General features: G+C 64.2%; 16 protein-coding genes, 1 tRNA gene and 2 pseudogenes. 12 read left to right on the top strand and 7 right to left on the bottom strand.

The features are described from left to right. The first annotated feature begins 141 nt into the window (after nt 1-141). The 6 genes from AB1A62_RS08660 to AB1A62_RS08685 all read left to right on the top strand — a co-directional run bounded on the left by AB1A62_RS08660 (nt 142) and on the right by AB1A62_RS08685 (nt 9,854). Nucleotides 142-1,374 (top strand): NnrS family protein, encoded by a 1,233-nt coding sequence (locus AB1A62_RS08660; RefSeq protein ID WP_366661109.1) that lies wholly within the window; start codon nt 142-144, stop codon nt 1,372-1,374. A gap of 77 nt (nt 1,375-1,451) precedes the next feature. Then, nucleotides 1,452-2,453: a cytochrome c peroxidase gene (locus AB1A62_RS08665; protein ID WP_366661110.1), complete on the top strand. Its 1,002-nt coding sequence runs from the start codon at nt 1,452-1,454 to the stop codon at nt 2,451-2,453. A gap of 25 nt (nt 2,454-2,478) precedes the next feature. Continuing rightward, nucleotides 2,479-4,857: a response regulator gene (locus tag AB1A62_RS08670; protein ID WP_366661111.1), complete on the top strand. Its 2,379-nt coding sequence runs from the start codon at nt 2,479-2,481 to the stop codon at nt 4,855-4,857. Between the two features lie 235 nt (nt 4,858-5,092). Beyond that, nucleotides 5,093-7,288 (top strand): peroxidase family protein, encoded by a 2,196-nt coding sequence (locus AB1A62_RS08675; protein ID WP_366661112.1) that lies wholly within the window; start codon nt 5,093-5,095, stop codon nt 7,286-7,288. 247 nt (nt 7,289-7,535) lie between these two features. Continuing rightward, nucleotides 7,536-9,470 carry a malonate decarboxylase subunit alpha gene (locus AB1A62_RS08680; protein ID WP_366661113.1) on the top strand — a complete coding sequence of 645 codons (1,935 nt, stop codon included), beginning with the start codon at nt 7,536-7,538 and terminating at the stop codon, nt 9,468-9,470. A gap of 309 nt (nt 9,471-9,779) precedes the next feature. Beyond that, nucleotides 9,780-9,854 (top strand) — tRNA-Gln (locus AB1A62_RS08685). Nucleotides 9,855-10,034: 180 nt separating this feature from the next. Here AB1A62_RS08685 and AB1A62_RS08690 read toward each other — a convergent pair. The 6 genes and pseudogenes from AB1A62_RS08690 to AB1A62_RS08715 all read right to left on the bottom strand — a co-directional run. Continuing rightward, nucleotides 10,035-10,115: pseudogene (locus AB1A62_RS08690) on the bottom strand (IS5/IS1182 family transposase); the annotation flags it as partial. A gap of 64 nt (nt 10,116-10,179) precedes the next feature. After that, a complete protein-coding gene (locus AB1A62_RS08695) occupies nt 10,180-10,545 on the bottom strand; it encodes a cytochrome C oxidase subunit IV family protein (RefSeq protein WP_366661114.1) in 366 nt (121 codons plus the stop codon). 9 nt (nt 10,546-10,554) lie between these two features. Further along, complete coding sequence (locus AB1A62_RS08700) at nt 10,555-11,271, bottom strand: heme-copper oxidase subunit III family protein (RefSeq protein ID WP_366661115.1); 717 nt, start codon at nt 11,269-11,271, stop codon at nt 10,555-10,557. 12 nt (nt 11,272-11,283) lie between these two features. Further along, nucleotides 11,284-11,982, bottom strand: a complete 699-nt coding sequence (locus AB1A62_RS08705) for a cytochrome c oxidase subunit 3 (RefSeq protein WP_366661116.1) — start codon at nt 11,980-11,982, stop codon at nt 11,284-11,286. After that, nucleotides 11,979-13,751 carry a cbb3-type cytochrome c oxidase subunit I gene (locus tag AB1A62_RS08710; protein WP_366661117.1) on the bottom strand — a complete coding sequence of 591 codons (1,773 nt, stop codon included), beginning with the start codon at nt 13,749-13,751 and terminating at the stop codon, nt 11,979-11,981. The genes AB1A62_RS08705 and AB1A62_RS08710 overlap by 4 nt, the downstream gene beginning before the upstream one ends. A gap of 111 nt (nt 13,752-13,862) precedes the next feature. Continuing rightward, nucleotides 13,863-14,693 carry a cytochrome c oxidase subunit II gene (locus AB1A62_RS08715; RefSeq protein WP_366661118.1) on the bottom strand — a complete coding sequence of 277 codons (831 nt, stop codon included), beginning with the start codon at nt 14,691-14,693 and terminating at the stop codon, nt 13,863-13,865. Nucleotides 14,694-14,890: 197 nt separating this feature from the next. Between AB1A62_RS08715 and AB1A62_RS08720 the strand changes: the two are divergent. The 5 genes and pseudogenes from AB1A62_RS08720 to AB1A62_RS08740 all read left to right on the top strand — a co-directional run. After that, a pseudogene (locus AB1A62_RS08720) lies at nt 14,891-15,212 on the top strand (transposase); the annotation flags it as partial. A 147-nt stretch (nt 15,213-15,359) separates the two neighbouring features. Then, entirely contained in the window at nt 15,360-16,220 is an 861-nt protein-coding gene (locus tag AB1A62_RS08725) for a YihY/virulence factor BrkB family protein (protein WP_366661119.1), read from the top strand. A 144-nt stretch (nt 16,221-16,364) separates the two neighbouring features. Then, nucleotides 16,365-16,562, top strand: a complete 198-nt coding sequence (locus AB1A62_RS08730) for a CsbD family protein (protein ID WP_366661120.1) — start codon at nt 16,365-16,367, stop codon at nt 16,560-16,562. 146 nt (nt 16,563-16,708) lie between these two features. Continuing rightward, nucleotides 16,709-16,990: a hypothetical protein gene (locus AB1A62_RS08735; RefSeq protein ID WP_366661121.1), complete on the top strand. Its 282-nt coding sequence runs from the start codon at nt 16,709-16,711 to the stop codon at nt 16,988-16,990. Between the two features lie 128 nt (nt 16,991-17,118). After that, nucleotides 17,119-18,360: a cation:proton antiporter gene (locus tag AB1A62_RS08740; protein ID WP_366661122.1), complete on the top strand. Its 1,242-nt coding sequence runs from the start codon at nt 17,119-17,121 to the stop codon at nt 18,358-18,360. Between the two features lie 66 nt (nt 18,361-18,426). Here the strand turns inward: AB1A62_RS08740 and AB1A62_RS08745 are convergent, their stop codons facing one another. Then, complete coding sequence (locus AB1A62_RS08745; protein ID WP_366661123.1) at nt 18,427-19,299, bottom strand: LysR family transcriptional regulator; 873 nt, start codon at nt 19,297-19,299, stop codon at nt 18,427-18,429. 98 nt (nt 19,300-19,397) lie between these two features. On the opposite strand from AB1A62_RS08745, the gene AB1A62_RS08750 reads away from it, so the two are divergent. After that, the gene (locus AB1A62_RS08750) at nt 19,398-19,598 is read left to right on the top strand and encodes a hypothetical protein (protein WP_366661124.1); all 201 of its coding nucleotides are present in this window, start codon (nt 19,398-19,400) and stop codon (nt 19,596-19,598) included. Nucleotides 19,599-19,725 lie beyond the last annotated feature (127 nt).

Consider the following 19,725-nt stretch of genomic DNA (forward strand, 5'->3'; position numbering starts at 1 on the left):
TATGGGGGAGCCTCCCTCCTCCCTGCCCGCCGGCGCTGATCCACGGGGTCCGGCAAAAGATTGCGTCCCTTGCGCCGGACCGGCGGGCGGCACCTGACCAGTGCCGCCCGTCTTTCTTTGACCGGGCGCAAGGAGGCCGTCATGGCTGCGCGAACTGAATACACTGGACCTGTCTTGTTTTCCTTCGGCTTCAGGCCGTTCTTTCTGGGCGCCTGCCTGTTTGCCTTGCTGGCCATCCCCACCTGGCTGCTGATCTGGCACGGCGATCTGGAGTACAGCGGGCCGTTCCTGGCAACGGACTGGCACATTCATGAGATGATCTTCGGCTATGGCGCCGCGGTGGTGGCAGGCTTCCTGTTCACCGCGGTGCCGAACTGGACCGGGCGGATGCCTGCGCGCGGCTGGCCGCTGGCAGTGCTTTCGGGCCTGTGGCTCCTGGGGCGTCTGGCAGCGGCGGGCTGGCTGGGGCTGCCAGTGCTGGGAGTGATGGTTGTCGACTGCGCCTTTCTGGCCGCCGTCATTGCCATGATCGCACGCGAGATCATCGCCGGTGAAAACTGGCGCAACCTCAAGGTCCTGGTGCCCGTCACTCTGCTGGGCATGGCCAATGCCTGCTTCCACATCGAAGCGATAACTGAAGGCGCAGCGGACCTTTCCCGCCGTCTGGGCATTGCGGTGCTGATCTTCCTGATCATGCTGATCGGGGGCCGGATCATCCCTAGCTTCACCCGCAACTGGCTGGCCAAGCACGGGGCCTCGAAAATGCCGGTAACGTTCGGAAAATTCGATGCGGTGACGCTGGTCTTCGGCGCGGTTGCGCTGGTGGCCTGGACCGCCGCGCCCTGGGCCTCTGCCAGCGGCGCGCTGCTGCTGGCCGCAGGCCTGCTGCATGCAGTGCGGCTGGCACGCTGGCGCAGCCACGCCGCCCTTCCGGATCCGCTTCTGCTGATGCTGCACCTGGCCTATGCGCTGGTGCCCGCCGGGCTGATCGCGGCAGGCGGCGTGCCCTTCGGCCTCCTGGAGCCGGCTGTTGCGGCGCATATCCTGGGCATCGGCGCCATTGGCGGCATGACGCTTGCGGTGATGATGCGCGCCACCATGGGCCACAGCGGACGGCCGCTGACTGCCGGCCCCGTCCTGACAATTGCCTTCATGCTGCTGCTCGGCGCTGCCGCGGCGCGCGTCGCAGGCAGCACGGAATTGGCTGCGGGCTTGGATGGTATCACCGTCTCGGCTGGCCTGTGGACCGCAGGATTCGCGCTAATGGTGTTGAAGGCCGGCCCCTGGCTGGTCACCCGGCGGATCGGCCCCAAGAAGGTCTCCGGGAAACCGGCCCAGGCACCGGCACAGCCGACGGCAGCAGGACGGGCATAGCTCACGTTATTTTAACGGCCTTCTCAGATGCTGCCATTCCGGTTAACAAAGGTCGGGAACGGAAGAGGAGGTCCTGAATGCGGTGGAAAGCTGCTGCCGCTGCCGTAGTGCCGCTGCTGTTGTGGACTGTCCAGAGCCTGGCCCAGACGGCCGGGCTCGACGCGTTCCAGCGGCCTGAAACGGTGCCGTTTCCCGCCGAAGCCCCCTACAACCGCGAGATCGCCACGCTCGGCAAGATGCTGTTCTTCGATCCCCGCCTCTCTGGCGGCCAGAACATCAGCTGCTCCAGCTGCCACAATCCCTCCTTCGGCTGGGAAGTCCCGGTGCCCAAGGCCATAGGCGCCGCCGGCACGCCGATCCAACGTCACGCGCCGACAATCCTGAATGCCGCTTGGGTCACCCCGCTGTTCTGGGATGGCCGTGCCGGCAGCCTTGAGGAACAGGCGATTGGCCCGATCACGGCACCGGAGGAAATGAATGCCACTTTCGACGGCATCACCGAGCGGCTGTCCGCGGTGCATGATTACAGGATCTGGTTCGACCGCCTGTTCCCCGAGCGCGGCATCCGCAAGGAGACCGTGCTGACAGCGCTGGCCACTTACCAGCGGACCATCGTCAGCGGTGTTGCCGGCTTTGACCGCTGGGTGGACGGCGATGAGACCGCCGTTTCCGATGCCGCCAAACGCGGTTTTGCACTGTTCACCGGACGGGCAAACTGCGTGTCCTGCCACACCGGCTGGATGTTCACCGACAACAAGATGCATGACATCGGGCTGCAGTCCAGCGACCCGGGCGGCAGCGGCCTGGTGCCGCGTGAAGCAGATCAGAACGTCCGCTTCAAAACCCCGGGCCTGCGTAATATCGCGCTGCGGGCGCCCTACATGCACGATGGCTCGCTCAGCTCTCTGGAGGAGGTAATCCGCCACTATGCCGCCGGCGCCGCCGCTGCAGCGGACCGTTCCACGGATATCGATGGCTTTGCCCTCACCAGCGATGAAACCGCTGACCTCATCGCCTTCCTGGAAACGCTGACGGACACAGAGACCAATGTTCAGACCCCAATCCTGCCGGCCAACTGATGCGACGGGCTGAGGGGAACCACGCATGAACATCAAACGGTCCATTGTTCTGCCGGTTCTGCTGATTGCAATGGCGGCGACATGCGCAGCTTTGCTGGTTGGCGGCATGGCAATTTATGCTTCCGCCCGCAAGGACGCAGTGCTGGAGGCTTCGCTGGAAGTCACCCGGCGCACCAGCAACGTTACCGCCGGAATCACCGCCGCGGAGGTTTACGCTCAGGACGTGCTGGCAATGACGCGGCTGATCCCGCAGGAGGAAGTGGCCCGTCAGTTCCAAGCCTATTTGAACACCATCAACAGGGAGCTTGCTGCGCTGATGGACCTGCCGCTGTCCGCTCCTCTGCGGGCCGAAGTTCGGGCGCTGGACGGGGCACTGGCCGAATGGTGCGTCAAGGCAGTTGTGCTTCTGGGCATCAAACAGGAACAGGAGATTCCCACGCTCAGCGCGCTGACCATGAGCAGCGAGGCCGTTACCCTGCAGGCAGAAACAGTGAGCGCGATGGCCGCAGAGCACGCGGAACGGGCCATGGCGGCGGCAAACGGGGCTCTCACCCGCATTCTGGTACTGGGCCTGACCGGAACCACCCTCTTGATGGCCGCGGCGCTGATGTTCGCCATGCGCAAGGCGCGCGGTTTTTCCTCCTCAATGCAGCTGGCCGCCCGGAAACTGCGGCGGCTCGCCACCCGGGAACAGCCTGCAGCGCCGGAAGGCGACGACGAGATTGCGGCAGTGTTCAGCGCGCTCGACACATTGGAAACCAGCCTGGAAGAAAAGAAGCGGATCGCCGACAGACTGTTACAGGAAAAGGCCCGGGCAGAGGCCGCCACTGAGACCAAGTCGCGGTTTCTGGCCACCATGAGCCATGAAATCCGCACCCCCATCAACGGGGTGCTCGGGATGGCGGAGGTGCTCAGCGAAACGAGCCTGACGCCAGAACAGCAGTCCTGCACCAGCACCATACTGGCCTCCTCCGAGGCCTTGCTGCGCATCGTCAACGACATCCTCGACTTTTCGAAACTGGAAGCCGGCAAGGCGCTGATGCTGGAGCAGCCCTTCAACCTGCGCGACGTGATCTATGATGTTGCGGCCCTGATGTCACCCAGCGCCACCGCCAAAGGCGTGGAGATCTGCATCGACATTCCCGAAGGCACTCCGGCTATTTTCACCGGCGACAGCGGCCGCGTGCGGCAGATCCTGATGAACCTCGTCGGCAACGCTGTCAAGTTCACGCTTCAGGGCCACATCAGCCTTACCCTGAACTACGACGCCAGCCACAAAATTCCGCTCTGCATTGCTGTGCGGGACACCGGCGTCGGCATCCCCGAAGACAGCATCGGCCAGATATTCCACGCCTTCGAGCAGGTCGAGAGCACAACAGCCCGCCGCTTCGAAGGCACTGGTTTGGGGCTGGCGATCTCCTCCCGGCTGGCCCAGGCCATGGGCGGGCGGATCGATGTGGTCTCCGAGCCGGGCAAGGGGTCCTGCTTCACAGTCTGCCTGACACTGCCGGTGGCGTCCCCGGTCCCGCTCCCTTCGCGGCCGCTAGCCGGCACGCAAGTGGCGGTCATTGCCGATCTGCCATTCTCCCGTGAAGTGCGGCTGCGCCAACTGGAGTACTGGGGAGCCGCCACATTCGCTCCGGCCGGGCTGCCAGAACTGGTGGCCCGGCTGGAAGCCACGGCCGCCCAAGACCGCCGCCCCGACCTTGTGCTGGTGGAAACCAGCCTGCCGCTGGAGCAGGCCAGATCCCTGTGCCAGGACCTGCATGCGCTGCCGGGCTGCCGGGAACTGCCCATTGTCTACTGCACCGGCGGCCAGCTGCTCGCCGACTACCAGGCACTCAGAAGTTGCAAGACTGTGCATGTTCTGATGAAGCCGGCCCGCGGCAGGCTGCTCCTCCAAACGCTGCAGAAGGCGCTCAACACCGGACCGGTTACCGCCGCCGCCGCCCGTTCGCCTGAGCCCGGCAAAACGGCGGACCGGTTCAGCGACCTGCGTGTTCTGGCGGCCGAGGACAACCGCACCAACCAGCTGGTTCTGAAGAAGATGCTTGCCCCGACCGGTATTCAGCTTACCATTTGCAGTAACGGCCAGGAGGCCGTTGACACCTTTGCTGCTCAGGACTTCGACTTGGTGCTGATGGACATGTCGATGCCCATCATGGACGGGCTGGAGGCAACCCGGCGCCTGCGGGACTGGGAGCGGAAAAATGGCTGCAGCCCCTGCCCGATTCTGGCGCTCACTGCCAATGTCCTGAGCGCCGATGAAGCCGCCTGCCGCAGGGCCGGAATGGTTGGTTTCCTGTCCAAACCGGTACGCAAGAAAGAACTGCTGGACCGGATCGCCGAATGGACGCAAAGACCGGTGTCAGAAGACGCCGGATCACAGATCAAACAGGCCTGAAACAGGCCTGAACCGCGCCGCGCCACCTTATAACCACCTGCAATTTCTCATTAAAAAATCACTTCACGAAAACTCACAATCAGTCACAAAAATATGATAAACTGAAAAGTGATCCTGTGCTCCAGCAGTTTTTGTTCGCGAGGAGCCGGCAGGTGATTGGCCGCTGCTGCGCGCTGGGGAGTGTGCATGGCGCGGCGGCGTTTTTAGTGAAAGTAACGAGTGATTGGGGGATCACATGTCCAATTTAGCGATTGGGGCCGCGCGCCCCACCGATGGCACTTCCGCAAATCCTGACCATCCAGACTGGGGCGCGACAAACACAGCGCTGATACATATGGCGCCCAGCGGCCTGGGCCCGAATGGTGAGATGGCTGGCGATGACCGGCCCAACCCGCGCGAGATTTCGAACATCCTGTCGCAGCAGCACGGCAGCACGCAGACCACCGGCGGCGTCTCTGACTTCCTGTGGATCTGGGGCCAGTTCCTGGACCACGATCTGTCGCTCTCCGGTGCGGAAAGCGAAATAACCGCGCACATTGAAGTGCCGGCAGGGGACCCGTTCTTCGATCCCTTCGGCACCGGCGAAGCAATCATTCCCTTCACCCGGATCGAGCACCACCACGACGGGTACCACAACGAGATCACGGCCTATATCGACGCCTCGATGGTCTATGGCTCGACCGAAGAAATGGTCAGCGCAATGCGCGATGCCGGCGGCAAGCTTAAAATGACAGAGGATGATTTTCTGCATCGAGACGGCGACGGCTTCCTGACCGGCGATGTCCGTGCCGCCGAAAACGTCGCTTTGACTTCAATGCATACCCTGTTCACTCGCGAGCACAACCGCCTGGTCGAAGAGTTGGCGGCAAAAGACCCGATGCTCACGGATGATGAGCTTTTCGAAGCCGCCCGCGGCCGGGTCGAGGCTCTGGTGCAAGCCATCACCTTCAAGGAGTTCCTGCCGATCCTGATCGGCGAAGATGCCTTCGACGCCTACCAGGGCTATGACAAGGGGGTGAATCCCGGGATCGCTATCGAGTTTTCCACCGCGGTTTACCGGCTGGGGCACACACTGCTGTCCGCCAACCTGCAGCGCGTCACCGAAAGCGGCCAGCAGCTGCCCCCCCTGGCCCTGCGCGATGCGTTTTTCCAGCCGCATCTGGTCAGCCAGAAAAACATGATCGAAAACGTGCTGCGCGGCGCGGCCACCCAGACCTCGGAAGCCATTGACACCAAGGTGGTTGAGGACGTGCGCTCCTTCCTGTTCGGGCCGCCGGGCGCCGGCGGGCTTGACCTGGCAGCTCTGAACATCCAGCGCGGCAGGGATATGGGCGTCGCCAGCTACAATGACCTGCGCGAGGCGCTTGGCCTGTCACGGGCCGAAAAATTCTCTGACATCACGTCCGACACTGCGCTGGCCGCCAAGCTGAAGGAGGCTTATGGCGATACCGACCTGGTGGACGCCTGGATTGGCGGCCTGGCCGAAAACCCCTATGGCAAGGGCTTGCTGGGCGAAACCTTCACGATTGTTATGATCGATCAGTTCACCCGGCTGCGTGACGGCGACCCGTACTGGAGCCAGGGGCGCAAAGGCATCCCAGAGGATGAACTGGCAGAGCTGTGGGACACCAGCCTCTCTGACATCATCGTGCGCAACACCGATATCAACCTGTTGCAGAAAGACGTCTTTGCCGCCATGGACCGCACCATCGGCACCAATGGTAAGGACGACCTGGCAGGCACCAGCGCCCATGACTTCATGCACGGGCGCAATGGAGCGGACAGCGTGACCGGAGGCGGCGGCAATGATGACCTGCGAGGCGGCGGTGGCTGGGACACTCTAATTGGCAACAGCGGCAACGACTGCTTGTCCGGCGGCAGCGGCAGGGATCTGCTGATCGGCGGGGCCGGAAATGATGAACTGCTGGGCGGAAAGAGCCGCGACACATTGATAGGCAACAGCGGTGATGACTGGCTCGCAGGCGGCAGCGGCAAGGACCTGTTGATCGGCGGTACTGGTGACGACTTCATCTTTGGCGGCGTTCAAAACGACTACCTCAAAGGTGGCACCGGCCATGATGAGCTGCAAGGCGGCAACGGCGACGACGTGATGCGCGGCGGCAACGGCAATGACACGCTGGACGGCGGCCTCCACGACGACAAGCTGATCGGAGGCAAAGGTGACGATCTGCTGACCGGCGGCGCCGGAGCCGACTGCTTCGTGTTCATGTCAACAGATACCGGCGCAGACACCATCACGGATTTCGAGCTTGGCGTGGACCTCATCAAGGCCGTCGGCCCGACCCGCCATTCACTGCAGATCACCGACTACGTAGATCATATCGAGGTCTCCGACGGCGGCAATTGGTCTGTGGCCCTTGACGGGATCACCCTTAAAGACTGGCAGGACTCCGGCTTCAACCTGTTCTGAGCCCGCATGGGAACCGGCTCGCCAGGGGCGAGTAGCAAGTTTTCGGCTGCTCGCCCTATCAGCCCCAAGATGACGCCGATCGGAAACTTCCCGGCCGGCGCAGTCGGCGGATGTCGTAACTCCCCAAAACGCTGACGCAATCGAAAGACAGCCCCAGGCCTCCCTGCGCCTAACATTCCCGACCATACTGCCGTGAGGACGCTGATCCCTATCCGGCGGCAACCGGCATCGGGGAGGAGGCGCTGCCATGAAAGACAAGACGACCACGACCGAACAGGCGATGGCTCTGATCCGCGACGGCGACGTGGTGACCACCACCGGCTTCGTGCAAAGCTGCATCCCGGAAATGCTGCACGCTGCGCTGGAAAAGCGCTTCCTGGCCGAAGGCGCCCCCCGCGATCTCACCCTGATCATGTGCGCAGGCGCCGGCGACAGCAAAGGCCTGGGCACCGGGCGGCTGCATCACGACGGCCTCCTGCGCCGGGTGATTGCCGGCAATTTCGGCCGCATGCCCAAGGTCGCCCAGGCCGCGCAGGAGAACAAGATCTGCGGCTACAACCTGCCCCAGGGGGTGATCTCCCAGCTCTACCGCGCCTGCGCTGCCGGCCAGCCGGGCCTGTTCTCCAAAGTCGGCCTGCACACCTATGTCGATCCGCGCCACGGCGGCGGCAAGGTCAACAAGGTGACCGAGGAGGACATCGTCCGCTATCACGAAGTCGATGGCGAGGAGTGGCTGTTCTACAAGGCCACCAAGATTGACGTCGCTTTCATCCGCGGCACCAGCGCCGACCGCTCCGGCAACATCAGCATGGAACGCGAGGCTCTGACGCTGGACTGCCTGGCCCAGGCGATGGCGGCCCACAACAACGGCGGTATCGTCATCGCCCAGGTGGAGCGCATCGTCGAGGACGGCTCGATCAAGCCCAAGGACGTGAAAATCCCCGGCCTGCTGGTGGACTGTGTCTGCGTTGCCGACGACCCGGAGATGCACCGGATGAATTACGGCGTGCAGCACAATCCGGCGCTGTCCGGCGAGATCCGGGTGCCGGTCGAGGGCATCGCCAAGATGCCGCTGGACCAGCGCAAGATCATCGCCCGCCGCGCCGCGTTTGAGCTGCCGCCCAACGGTGCCGTGAACCTGGGCGTCGGCGCGCCCGACGGTGTCGCGGCGGTGGCCAACGAGGAAAAGGCCACCCCCTATATCACCCTCACCACCGAGGCCGGCGCCGTCGGCGGGGTGCTGGCGGGCGGCTCAAGCTTCGGCTCCTCCGCCAACGCCGATGCCATCATCGACCAGAACCAGATGTTCGATTTCTACGACGGCGGCGGTCTCGACCTCACCTGTCTCGGCATGGCCGAATGCGACGCCGAGGGCAGCGTCAACGCCTCCCGCTTCGGCGGCCGCCTCAATGGCTGCGGCGGCTTCATCAACATCTCCCAGAACTCCCGCGCCGTGGTCTTTGCCGGCACTTTCACCGCCGGCGGGCTGAAGGTTGCGGTGGAAAACGGCGAACTGCGCATCATCCAGGAGGGCCGCAACAAGAAGTTCGTCCGCCTGATCGAACAGATCACCTTCTCCGGGCCCTACGCCTCCAAACGCTCGCAGCCGGTGCTGTATGTGACAGAACGCTGCGTGCTGCAGCTGACCCCCAAGGGGCTGGAACTGATCGAGATCGCCCCCGGCATCGACCTGCAGCGCGACATCCTCGACCAGATGGAGTTCAAGCCGATCATCGAAAATGTCGCCCTGATGGATGCCCGCATCTTCCGGGATGAGCCGATGGGGCTGATGAACGACCTGTTGAACCTCAACCTCTCCGAACGCGTGACCTATGACGCCGCCCGCCACACCATGTTCCTCAACCTCGAAGGCTGGAGCGTCCGCAAGAAGCAGGACCTCGAGGATCTGGACCGGGTGCTGCAGGACGCCTTCGCCAGAAGCGGCCGCGATGTGAACATGGTGATGAACCAGAACGGCTTCCGCATCGCCGAGGACCTGCAGGACGATTACGCCGCCTCGGTCGGCCAGACGCTGGAGAAACACTCCGCCTCGATCGCCAATTACACCACCAGCGCCTTCATGCGCCTGAAGATGCAGGGCGAGCTTGCCAGCCGCGGCGTGCAGCCGCATATCTTCGAGAGCGGCGAGGAGGCGCACCAGCAGGCCATCTGGGGCTCCTGACCGGGGTTTCCTGCTCAGCCCCAGCCGGGCCCGCCCCGGCCACGGCCCGGTCTTCGCGCCAGCCAGCCATGGCTCCGGAAGACCTGCATTTCAGGGCCGCCCTTGCCGGTGCGGCCCTGCGCTGCCGGGCACAAAAAGCCAACCTAACATACTGAAAACAAAACTTTCCCCCTCAAACAATTCGCCCCGGTGAAAACCGGCTTGCACGCCAATCCAGGCTTTTCCCCGAAGGCCGGAAAAAGAACTGCACTTTTTTTCAAAAACCCTCTTGCACCCCCCCGAAACAAACTTTAGACAGCGCCTCACCGATGGGGTGTAGCCAAGTGGTAAGGCAGCGGTTTTTGGTACCGTGTACCGTAGGTTCGAATCCTACCACCCCAGCCATCGGCCCTTCTCCAAACAGAATAAAACGCTGACGAGCTCGAAAAAGCCGAACTGGCCCCGTTTTCGGCCCCGTTGGTTTGCGGGTAAGTTGGCGTATCGCGTTAGATACCGGCAAGACCCCAGCAACTGCGCCAGGTTTGATAGCGGGTCACCTTGGCGAAAGATGCGTCAAGACCGGCGGCGGGGTTTGCCGTAGGGTTTCGGGAAACAGGGCTCCAGACGGGCCATCTGCACGCTGGTCAGCCAAAAGAGTCCGCTCATATCACCGCTTGGATTTTTCGAACGGTGACTCACGCAGCGCTCCGGAAATCAATGAAGCCTGATGCTAACGGGATCCGAATTCCATCAACCGTGTAGCCACGGTGTAATCGGATTCCACCAGCAGGATCACAAGCAGGCCGATTAGTGCCAGCGGCGGCAGCAGGATCGCATAGCTCAAGGCGAGGCGCTCCCAGGCAATATGCATGAATACGGCCACGATCAGGCCCGCCTTGAGCACCATGAAGATCAGGATCAGGGTCCAGCGCAAAAGCCCCTGAAGCCCGGCATAGTCGACATAGTAGGACGCCGCGCTCAGCACGAACAGAAGCCCCCAGACCAGCAGATAGAGCTTGATCGGATGCTGCTGCCCGCCGTGCTCCTCAACCGCAGCCTCGGCGTGCGTCCCGGCGGTTTGCGATGAGTGTGCCATTCCGTCCCCCTACCACAAATAGAAGAATGCAAAGATGAAGACCCAGACCAGATCAACGAAGTGCCAGTACAGCCCCATTATCTCGACGCCTTCGTAGTCGCCGTTGCCGCGCGACAGCCAGCTGGGCTCGTCGCGGTCAAAGTCGCCGCGCCAGACCTTTCGGGCGATTATCACCAGGAAGATGACCCCGATCGTGACATGGGTGCCGTGAAACCCGGTGATCATAAAGAAGCTGGCTCCGAACTGCTCGGCGCCCCAGGGGTTTTCCCAGGGCCGGACGCCTTCGGAAATCAGCTTGGTCCATTCAAAGGCCTGCATGCCCACAAAGGCGGCCCCGAGCGCCGCAGTCGCCAGCATCAGCAGGGCCGTGGGAACGCGGGCCTTGCGGTAGGCGCTGTTGACCGCCATTGCCATTGTCCCGGAGGAGGAGATCAGCACAAAGGTCATGATGGCGATCAGCAGCAGCGGAAAGTTCTGGCCGCCGATGTGCAGGGCAAACACCTCGCTGGCGTTCGGCCAGTCCACCGTGGTTGAACTGCGCGCGGTCATATAGGCGGCCAGGAAACAGGCAAAGACAAAGGTATCGCTGAGCAGCAGGATCCACATCATCGCCTTGCCCCAGGAAACCCGCTTGAACACCCGCTGGTCCGAACTCCAGTCGGCGGCAAAGCCGCTGTGGCCCCGCTGCAGCAGGGTCTGGTCCTGGCCTTGGAATTTTCTCTCCATGTCTCCTCCCCCTTAACTCACGGCCGCGCGGCAGAGCGCCAGAAACGCGTTGCCCCAGCCCTGCAGCAGCGCAAACAGCATCAGCCAGAACGCCAGCAGCGCGTGCCAGTACAGCGCGCAAAGCCGGACACCCGGCAGCAGCGCCTTGACGTCCCCGGCGCCGGTGTGGCGCAGGCAGACCGCCGCCAGCGCAATGATACCGCCCAGCACATGCAGCCCGTGCAGCCCGGTGATCAGATAGAAGAAGCTCGCCGCCGGGGCCCCTTCCAGCCGGTAGCCGCCCGCGGTCAGCGCGATCCACACCTGCACCTGGCCGGCCAGGAATGCGAGCGTGGCAATGCTGGCGGCGATCAGGCTGGCGCGCAGCCAGCGCGTGGTTCCGGCCCGTGCCGAGATCACCACGAACTGCAGGAAAACGCTGGCCAGCAGCAGAAGCGCGGTGTTGAGCCAGACCCGTCCGGGCAGCGGCACCAGCTCCCAAGGGGTCTCCTCGATCTGCATGACGAAGGCGCTGCCCAGCATGGCAAACAGCCCGCCCACCACGGCCAGAAAAACGGCGATGAAAATGAACCCCGGCGCCCGGCCCGGGCCATGGCCTGCCAGGGGCGCGATCCCGGTCTCCAGCCAGGGCTTGGAGGCCAGACGCTGCTGCGACAGCCACAGGCCCGCAACCAGGGCGACCAGCGCCAGAAAGGCAAGAATGACCGTCACAGCCGCCTGTCCTCCCCGTCTGAGACCCAGGGGTCGTTCTGGGCGAGGTAATCCTCAGGCGCCCCGGGCACGCTGTAGTCGTATGCCCAGCGGTAGACATCGGGAAGCTCGTCCCAATTGCCGTGCCTGGGCGGGGTCTCGGGTGTCTGCCATTCCAATGAGGCCGCCCGCCATGGGTTGCCGCCCGCTTCGCGGCCGCGGCGCAGGCTCCAGAAGATGTTGAACAGGAATAGCACCTGCACCGCCCCCACGAGCAGCGCGGCAGAGGAAATGAAGGCATTCAGCCCGTCCACCGGGGCGGTGAGGAATTCAGGCTCGCCGATCTCGAAATACCGGCGCGGCACACCGACCAGGCCGACATAATGCATCGGGAAGAACACCGCATAGGCGCCGATGAAAGTGACCCAGAAATGGATCTGCCCCATCGCCTCGTTCAGCATCCGGCCGGTCATCTTGGGGTACCAGTGGTAGATCGCGCCGAAGATCACCATGATCGGCGCCACCCCCATCACCATGTGGAAATGGGCCACGACGAACATGGTGTCGGACAGCGGCACATCAACCACCACATTGCCCAGGAACAGCCCGGTCAGCCCGCCGTTCACAAAGGTCACGATGAACCCCAGCGCAAACAGCATCGGTATGGTCAGATGGATGTCACCCTTCCACAGGGTCAGAACCCAGTTATAGACCTTGATCGCGGTCGGGATGGCGATGATCAGCGTGGTGGTGGCAAAGAAGAAGCCGAACCACGGGTGCATGCCGGAGACATACATGTGGTGCGCCCAGACGATGAAGCTGAGCGCACCGATGATGACGATGGCCCAAACCATCATCCGGTAGCCGAAGATGTTCTTGCGCGCATGCACCGCGATCAGGTCGGAAACGATGCCGAAGGCGGGCAGCGCCACGATATAGACCTCGGGGTGGCCGAAGAACCAGAACAGGTGCTGGAAGGCAATCGGGCTGCCGCCGCCGTAGCTGAGCTTCTCCCCCAGCTCCACCAGTGTCGGCATGAAGAAGGAGGTGCCCAGCAGCCGGTCGAACAGCATCATCACGCAGGCGACGAACAAGGCGGGGAAGGCCAGCAGCGCCATCACCGTGGCGGTGAAGATGCCCCAGACCGTCAGCGGCAGCCGCATCATCGTCATGCCGCGGGTGCGGGCCTGCAGCACGGTCACCGCATAATTCAGCCCACCCATGGTGAAGCCGATGATGAACAGGATCAGCGAGACCAGCATCAAAATGATGCCGCTCTGCGCGCCGCCCGGCGTGCCCGACAGCACCGCTTGCGGCGGGTACAGCGTCCAGCCCGCGCCGGTCGGCCCGCCGGGAACGAAGAAGCTGGCGACCAGCACCAGAACCGCCAGCAAGTAGACCCAGTAGCTGAGCATGTTGACGAAGGGGAACACCATGTCCCGCGCGCCGACCATCAGCGGGATCAGGTAATTGCCGAACCCGCCGAGGAAGATCGCGGTCAGCAGATAGATCACCATGATCATCCCGTGCATGGTGACAAACTGGTAATAGGCCTCGGGCGTGATGAAGTCGAAGGTGCCGGGAAAGCCCAGCTGCAGCCGCATCAGCCAGGACAACACCAGCGCCACCAGGCCGATAGCCACGGCGGTGCCGGAATACTGGATGGCGATGTATTTGGCATCCTGCGAGAAAACGTATTTGCCGATCCAGCTGTGCGCATGCGGCGGCATCACATCTGCAACTTCGCGCGGCGGCAGTTGCATCCGTTCGTCAGAACCGCGGTCTACCATGCCTTCCTCCCTGCATGCTTTCTCCATCCCCGGCGGCATTCAGCGCGCCGGACCATCAGGGCCGCAGAAGGGGGGCGGCCCGGTCAGGCCTTGCTTCCGGCTGTGCGCCGGTCAGTTTTCCGCCAGCCGCACCGGCTGGGCAGTGCGGGCATTGCTGGCGTATTCTTCAAAAGTCAGCTGCTCCTGCAGCCACTCCTGGTATTCCTCTACCTCCACAACAGTCACATAGCCGCGCATGAAGGGGTGCGCGGTGCCGCAGTATTCGGCGCACAGCACCTCGAAGTCGCCGGTGCGGGTCGGGGTGAACCAGATGTAGGTGACCATGCCCGGCACCATGTCCATCTTGGCGCGGAATTCGGGCACGTAGAAATTGTGCAGCACGTCGATCGAGCGCAGCAGCAGCTTCACCGGCTGGTCCACCGGCAGGTAGACCTCGCCGCCCTCGACGATCAGGTCATCCTTGCCGAACCTGTCATGCGGGTTGACGCCCAGGGGGTTTTCGCCGCTCACCCATTCGGCATCCGCGGTGCCCAGCACCCCGTCGGCGCCGGGCAGCCGGTAGGCCCAGCTCCATTGCTGGCCAAAGACCTCGAGCTCGGTTGCCTCCTCCGGCACGGTGACGAACTGCTTCCACACGAACAGCCCGGGCACCAGCATGGCCGCAACCCCGGCGGCGGTCACCCCGGTCAGCCACCACTCCAGGCGTTTGTTCTCCGGGTCGAACTCCGCCTTATGCCCCGGCCGGTGCCGGAACTTCAGCACGCAATAGGCCATGAACAGAATAACGGCAGCAAACACCGCGCCGGTGATCCAGAAGGTGATGACCAGCGTGTTGTCGATATAGTCCCAGTTCGACGCGATCGGAGTCCACCACCATGGACTTAATAGATGGAACGCAATGGACCCTAGTACGATCAAGACGAGTGCGACCACGATTAGCATCTCGCCCCCTTTCCCTGCCCCGCAGAACATCCAGGACGTCCGGCAAGCAGAATTATTGGTAAGCCGCACCACTATAGGGTATTTTTGCGAAACAATCCAGTGAACCGGTCTAAGGGCACGACCCATTGATTTCATAAACGCTGCGCGAGTCTCCGGTCGAGAAATCGAGCGGTCTCCTCTGGCTGGCCCGCGTGCTGATGACCCGTCTGGAGGCTTCTTCCCTAAGCCCACAGCACCCCGTGTGTTGATGACCGCCGTGTTCCGAGCGGGATTACCTTCATCATCCGCAACGCCTTGCGATGGCGGGATGCGCTCTCTGAGCACGGGCCGCACAAAATCCTGCACAACCATTGGAAGCGCTGGAGTGGCATAGGTGTCTTTGCCCGGATCATGGCTGGTCCGGCCGCTGAACACGGAGAAGAGAAAGCCGTGATGGCCCGCGCTGCCTGCCTGAAGGCACACCGTACCGCGGCCAGCATGAGCGCCCCAAAGGGGAGCGGACGCCTGATCGGCCGCACCAGCCACCTCCCCCAGCCCCTCCCTGCGGCAGCCCATTCAGCCTTCGCCGAAACCGCCGGGTCCGCAGGCAGGTATGTTCTGCCCTATCCGGAACTCCTGCACCCCGCCCTGCGTTAGGCCTTCAAGGCACGTACCCGGGAGACCGCCATGACCACGCAAGACGCCCTCGAACAGAAGCGACCGGTACCGGAGGCCGGCCTCCTCGGCCTGGCCCGCGGGATCTGGGCGCGGCAGTCCCGTGCCAATGCAGGCCTTCTGGCTGCGGGCATAGCCTTTTACGGGCTGCTCTCGCTGTTTCCTGCAATCACCGCCGGGGCGGCGCTGGCAGGGGCCGCGCTGCCGCCCCGCCTTGTCACAGAAAACTCCGAGGCGCTGGCCCGTATCCTGCCGGAAGAGGCCGGCGGCATCATCCTGGCTGAGCTGCGCGGCGTGCTGGCGGCGGACAGCACCACGCTCGGCATCGCCGCCGTCGCCACCCTCGGCCTGTCTCTCTACTCCGCCTCCAAGGCGACCGGCCAGGCAATGACCGGGCTGAACGCGGTGCTGGATCTTGAGGAAAACCGTAGCTTCCTTGTGCTTACCGCCCTGAAACTGGGGCTTACGCTGTTCGCCATCCTGCTGCTGCTTGCCGCCATCGCCGTATCCGGCGTGCTGCCCGCGCTTGCGCATTGGACCGGCAGCAGCCTGCTGGAGCAGATCATGCTTGTGGCCCGCTGGCCGGTGCTGCTGCTGACGGGCGCCTTCGGTGTCAGCATGCTCTACCGCTACGGCCCGGACCGCCCCGCCGGCCACCGCCCGTGGATCACCAAAGGCGCGGCCGCCGCTTGCCTCTTGTGGTTCGCCGCCAGCGCGGGCTTCACCGTCTATGCGGGCTCCTTCGGCTCCTACAACCAGGTATTCGGTGCCCTGGGCGGTGTCATTATTCTGCTCACGTGGCTGTGGCTGTCCGCCTATTCCGTGCTGCTGGGCGCTGCCGCCGACGCAGAACTGAGAGCCCGGCGCGGCTGAGCCTGCGGGCTTCGGCAATGCCCTGCTGCGGTGCCGGCGCGCCGAAATCCGCGCCGCGCAATCAGGGAACTCTGCATCCGCTGCGGCGTTCTTCCTATGCCCCTGCAGCGCGGCGCAAAATTTAAACACCACGGAGGACACGACATGGACGACGACCGCATCACCGGCAAATGGACCGAACTCAAAGGCCGCCTGCGCGAAGCCTACGGCGAGCTGACCGACGACGAGCTGGAGCAGACCCGGGGTGAGCGCGAGCAGCTCGAAGGGCTGCTGCAGCAGCGCCTGGGCAAGACCAAGGACGAGGTCCGCCAGGCTGTTGACCGCATTCTCGACAAGATTTGATTTGGCCCGCAGACCTGACAGCGACGCGGACACCGCCGCCCAGCTGTGGAGGCGGCCCGGGGACACCCGCGCGGGCTTGCTTTCGGTAATCAGCAGCCGCCGGGCGGGGACCCGGTGTTTCTTTCATCACAGAAAGCGAGAACGAAATGGCACTGAAAGTTGCTCAACTGGAAGAAATACACTCTGAAATGTGCGGGCTTCTGGCCGAGCGCCAGGATGAACTGGCCCGCACAGCGCCCTCCGGGGAAGACACAGCCGCCAGCGATCTGGACCGGCTGGCCGCGGAAATCGGGAACTGGTCGGACGACGCGGCAAAGGTCGAGACGGCGGACGGCAAGGAAAACGAGGCGGCAATCGCCGATCTGGCGGAGCAGGCCAAGCAAATCTGCTGGCGTCTCAGCAGCGGCTATGCGGGCGGCGGCAAGTGACGGCAGAGCGGGGAACAGACCGCTCAGATGCGCACGCTTGCTTGGCTTGAGCCACCGGCCCCCAGCTGGCAGGCCGGGTGCAGCATTCGGCAACCGCACACAGGCGTTTCTCCTGTACAGTACCAATTATGAACCTCACCGAGTTTTTCGAGTTCGCCCCATACCATGTGATGCTCGCCGCGGCGGGCGCTGTGATCATACTGGCCCACTGGCTGCCGCGGCTGGTCTCCTCGCGGGAGCCCGCAGCAGCCCCCCTGCTCATCCTGCTGGGCATGTCCGCCTACTGGCTGGTGCCGGACATCCCGGCGGCGCCGGACCCGCGCCTGCATCCCGAACCCTGGGAGGTCGTCAGCGAACTGACGGTGATCGTGGCGCTGTTTGCAGCCGGTCTGCGGCTCGACAGCCTGCGGCCCTGGAAACGCTGGGGGCCAACGCTGCGGCTGCTGCTGATCGGGATGCCGCTCACCATCGCCGCCGTTGCGCTGCTGGGCTGGGGCATCGGCGGCATGACCGCGGCCGGAGCGATCCTGCTGGGCGCCGTGCTGGCCCCCACCGATCCGGTGCTGGCAGGGGACGTGCAGGTCGGACCGCCGATGGAGGGCGGCGAGCACCCGGTGCGCTTCACCCTGACGACTGAGGCGGCGCTGAACGACGGGCTGGCGTTTCCCTTTGTCTACCTGGGCCTGATCGTCGCCCTGCAGGGGCTCGACCCGCCGGACTGGCTGCTGCACTGGGCGGCCATCGACGTGGTCTACCGGATTGCCGCCGGCGCCGCGATGGGGATCTGCGGCGGCTGGGTGCTGGGGCAGGTCCTGTTCATCTACCCCGGCCATGCGGCGCTGGCCAACACCGGCTCCGGCGTGGTGGCGCTGGCGGGGGTTCTTCTTTGCTACGGCTCCACCGAGCTGGCGGAGGGCTACGGCTTCATCGCGGTGGCGGCAATGGGGCTGACCCTGCGCCGGATCGAGAATGAGCACCGCTTCCACCGCCGCCTGCACGACTTTTGCGAAACCATCGAGCACGCCCTGACAGCGCTGCTGCTGGTGGCGCTCGGCAACGTGCTGCCCATCATCCTGGGCGACCTCTCCCTGGCGCTTGTGCTGATCGCGGTTCTGCTGATCGTGGTGATCCGCCCGGCAGCAGGCTGGCTGTCGCTGGCCGGCGCGCGCATCGGCCGCCGCGACCGCTTAGTAATCTCGGTCTTCGGGGTGCGCGGCATCGGTTCCATCTACTACCTGTGCTATGCCGGCGCCCATATCGAGTTCGTGAACGAGCCGGAACTGTGGTCGCTGATTGGGCTGACCATCCTGCTGTCGACCATGCTGCACGGCTTCACCGTCGGCCGCGCGATGGATGAGATCGCCAAGTGACGCGCCATCGGGCGCCCCTGGGCCGCCTGCCTGCCCAGGACAGCGCGGCAGCGCGGACGGCGGCTGTCAGTTGTCCGACTGTCTCTGCAACCAGGCTGCGAACTTCCGGGCTTCCGGGCGAAGCACGCCAGCGCGGGTGACGACATGATAGCCCCGGCCTTCACCCTCGGTGAACAAGGCGCACAGGCGGCCGGCCTGCAAATCCTCTGCGACGAACGCCTGGACACTGACCGCCACCCCCTGCCCCGCACGCACGGCCTGCATCAGCAGGTTCCCGGGCAGCCGGGTCCGCGAACCGCGCAGGCTGTCCTTGACGCCCCGCGATTCCAGCCAGCGCGAGGCTTCCGTCGTGCCCAGTTCTTCCAGCCAGGGCAGGTCCAGCAGATCCTCCGGCGCCGCCACCTGACGGCCCTTCAGCAGACTGTCCGCGGCAATCACCACCATGGGTGACGGCAGCAGCATCCGGGTGTCCATCCCAGCCCAGTTCCCGTCGCCATAGCGGATGGCAAGATCAATGCCTCCCGGCTTCAGTTCCACAATCTCACCCCTTGGGTCCAGCACCAGGTCGATCTCCGGGTGGCTGGCCTGGAACTCCGCCAGCCGTGGCATCAGCCAATGGGCGGCGAACATCGGCGTGCAGGTGACATGCAGCGGCCGGGCCGCACCTGCAGCGGAAATCTCTTGCACCGCAGCCTCGATCGCGCCGAACCCCAGTTGCAGCGACCGCGCCAGATGGGCCCCGTCCGCGGTCAGTTCCAGCGCCCGGCCGCTGCGGTCCAGCAGGGCCGTTCCCAGATGCGCCTCCAGCGCCCGCAGCTGCTGGCTGATGGCAGCGTGGCTGACATTCAGCGCGACCCCCGCCTGCACCACATTCCCCGTCTCCGCGAAGGCGGCAAAAGCCCTGAGCGCCGCAAGCGGCGGCATGTGAAGCCAATCCATATGTAATCCAGACTTACATAATCACATTCTTCTTAACTCGCAGGAATCGCGCATTCAGGCAAGAGTCGGGATCAGACGCCAGAACAGGAGGCCCTGCCATGCTGATTGACATCTATGCCCGTTCGATGATGACCGCCGCCCGCCAGGACTGTGTGCGGCTGCGCGATCTGCGGCCCGCCAAACCGCTGCCGGGCGCTTATCAGGCGCCATCGCGCGCACCAGGGCTGCTGGCCCGGCTCAGAGCCTGGCTGCGCGGCCGGCCGCCGCGGGTCCGCTGCATCGATCCGCAGAAGATTTGACGGAAAAAAGCGCCGGTTTTCCAGGAAACGCGCGAACAGATCGGAAAACCGGCGCATGGCCCGTCTGGCCTGCACGTCGGCCTCGCGGGATTTCTTGCTGCCCAGGAGGGGGTATTGGCTAAGCAGC

Origin of the sequence: Leisingera sp. JC11 (genome assembly GCF_040704725.1) — a bacterium.
Classification (GTDB): Bacteria; Pseudomonadota; Alphaproteobacteria; order Rhodobacterales; family Rhodobacteraceae; genus Leisingera.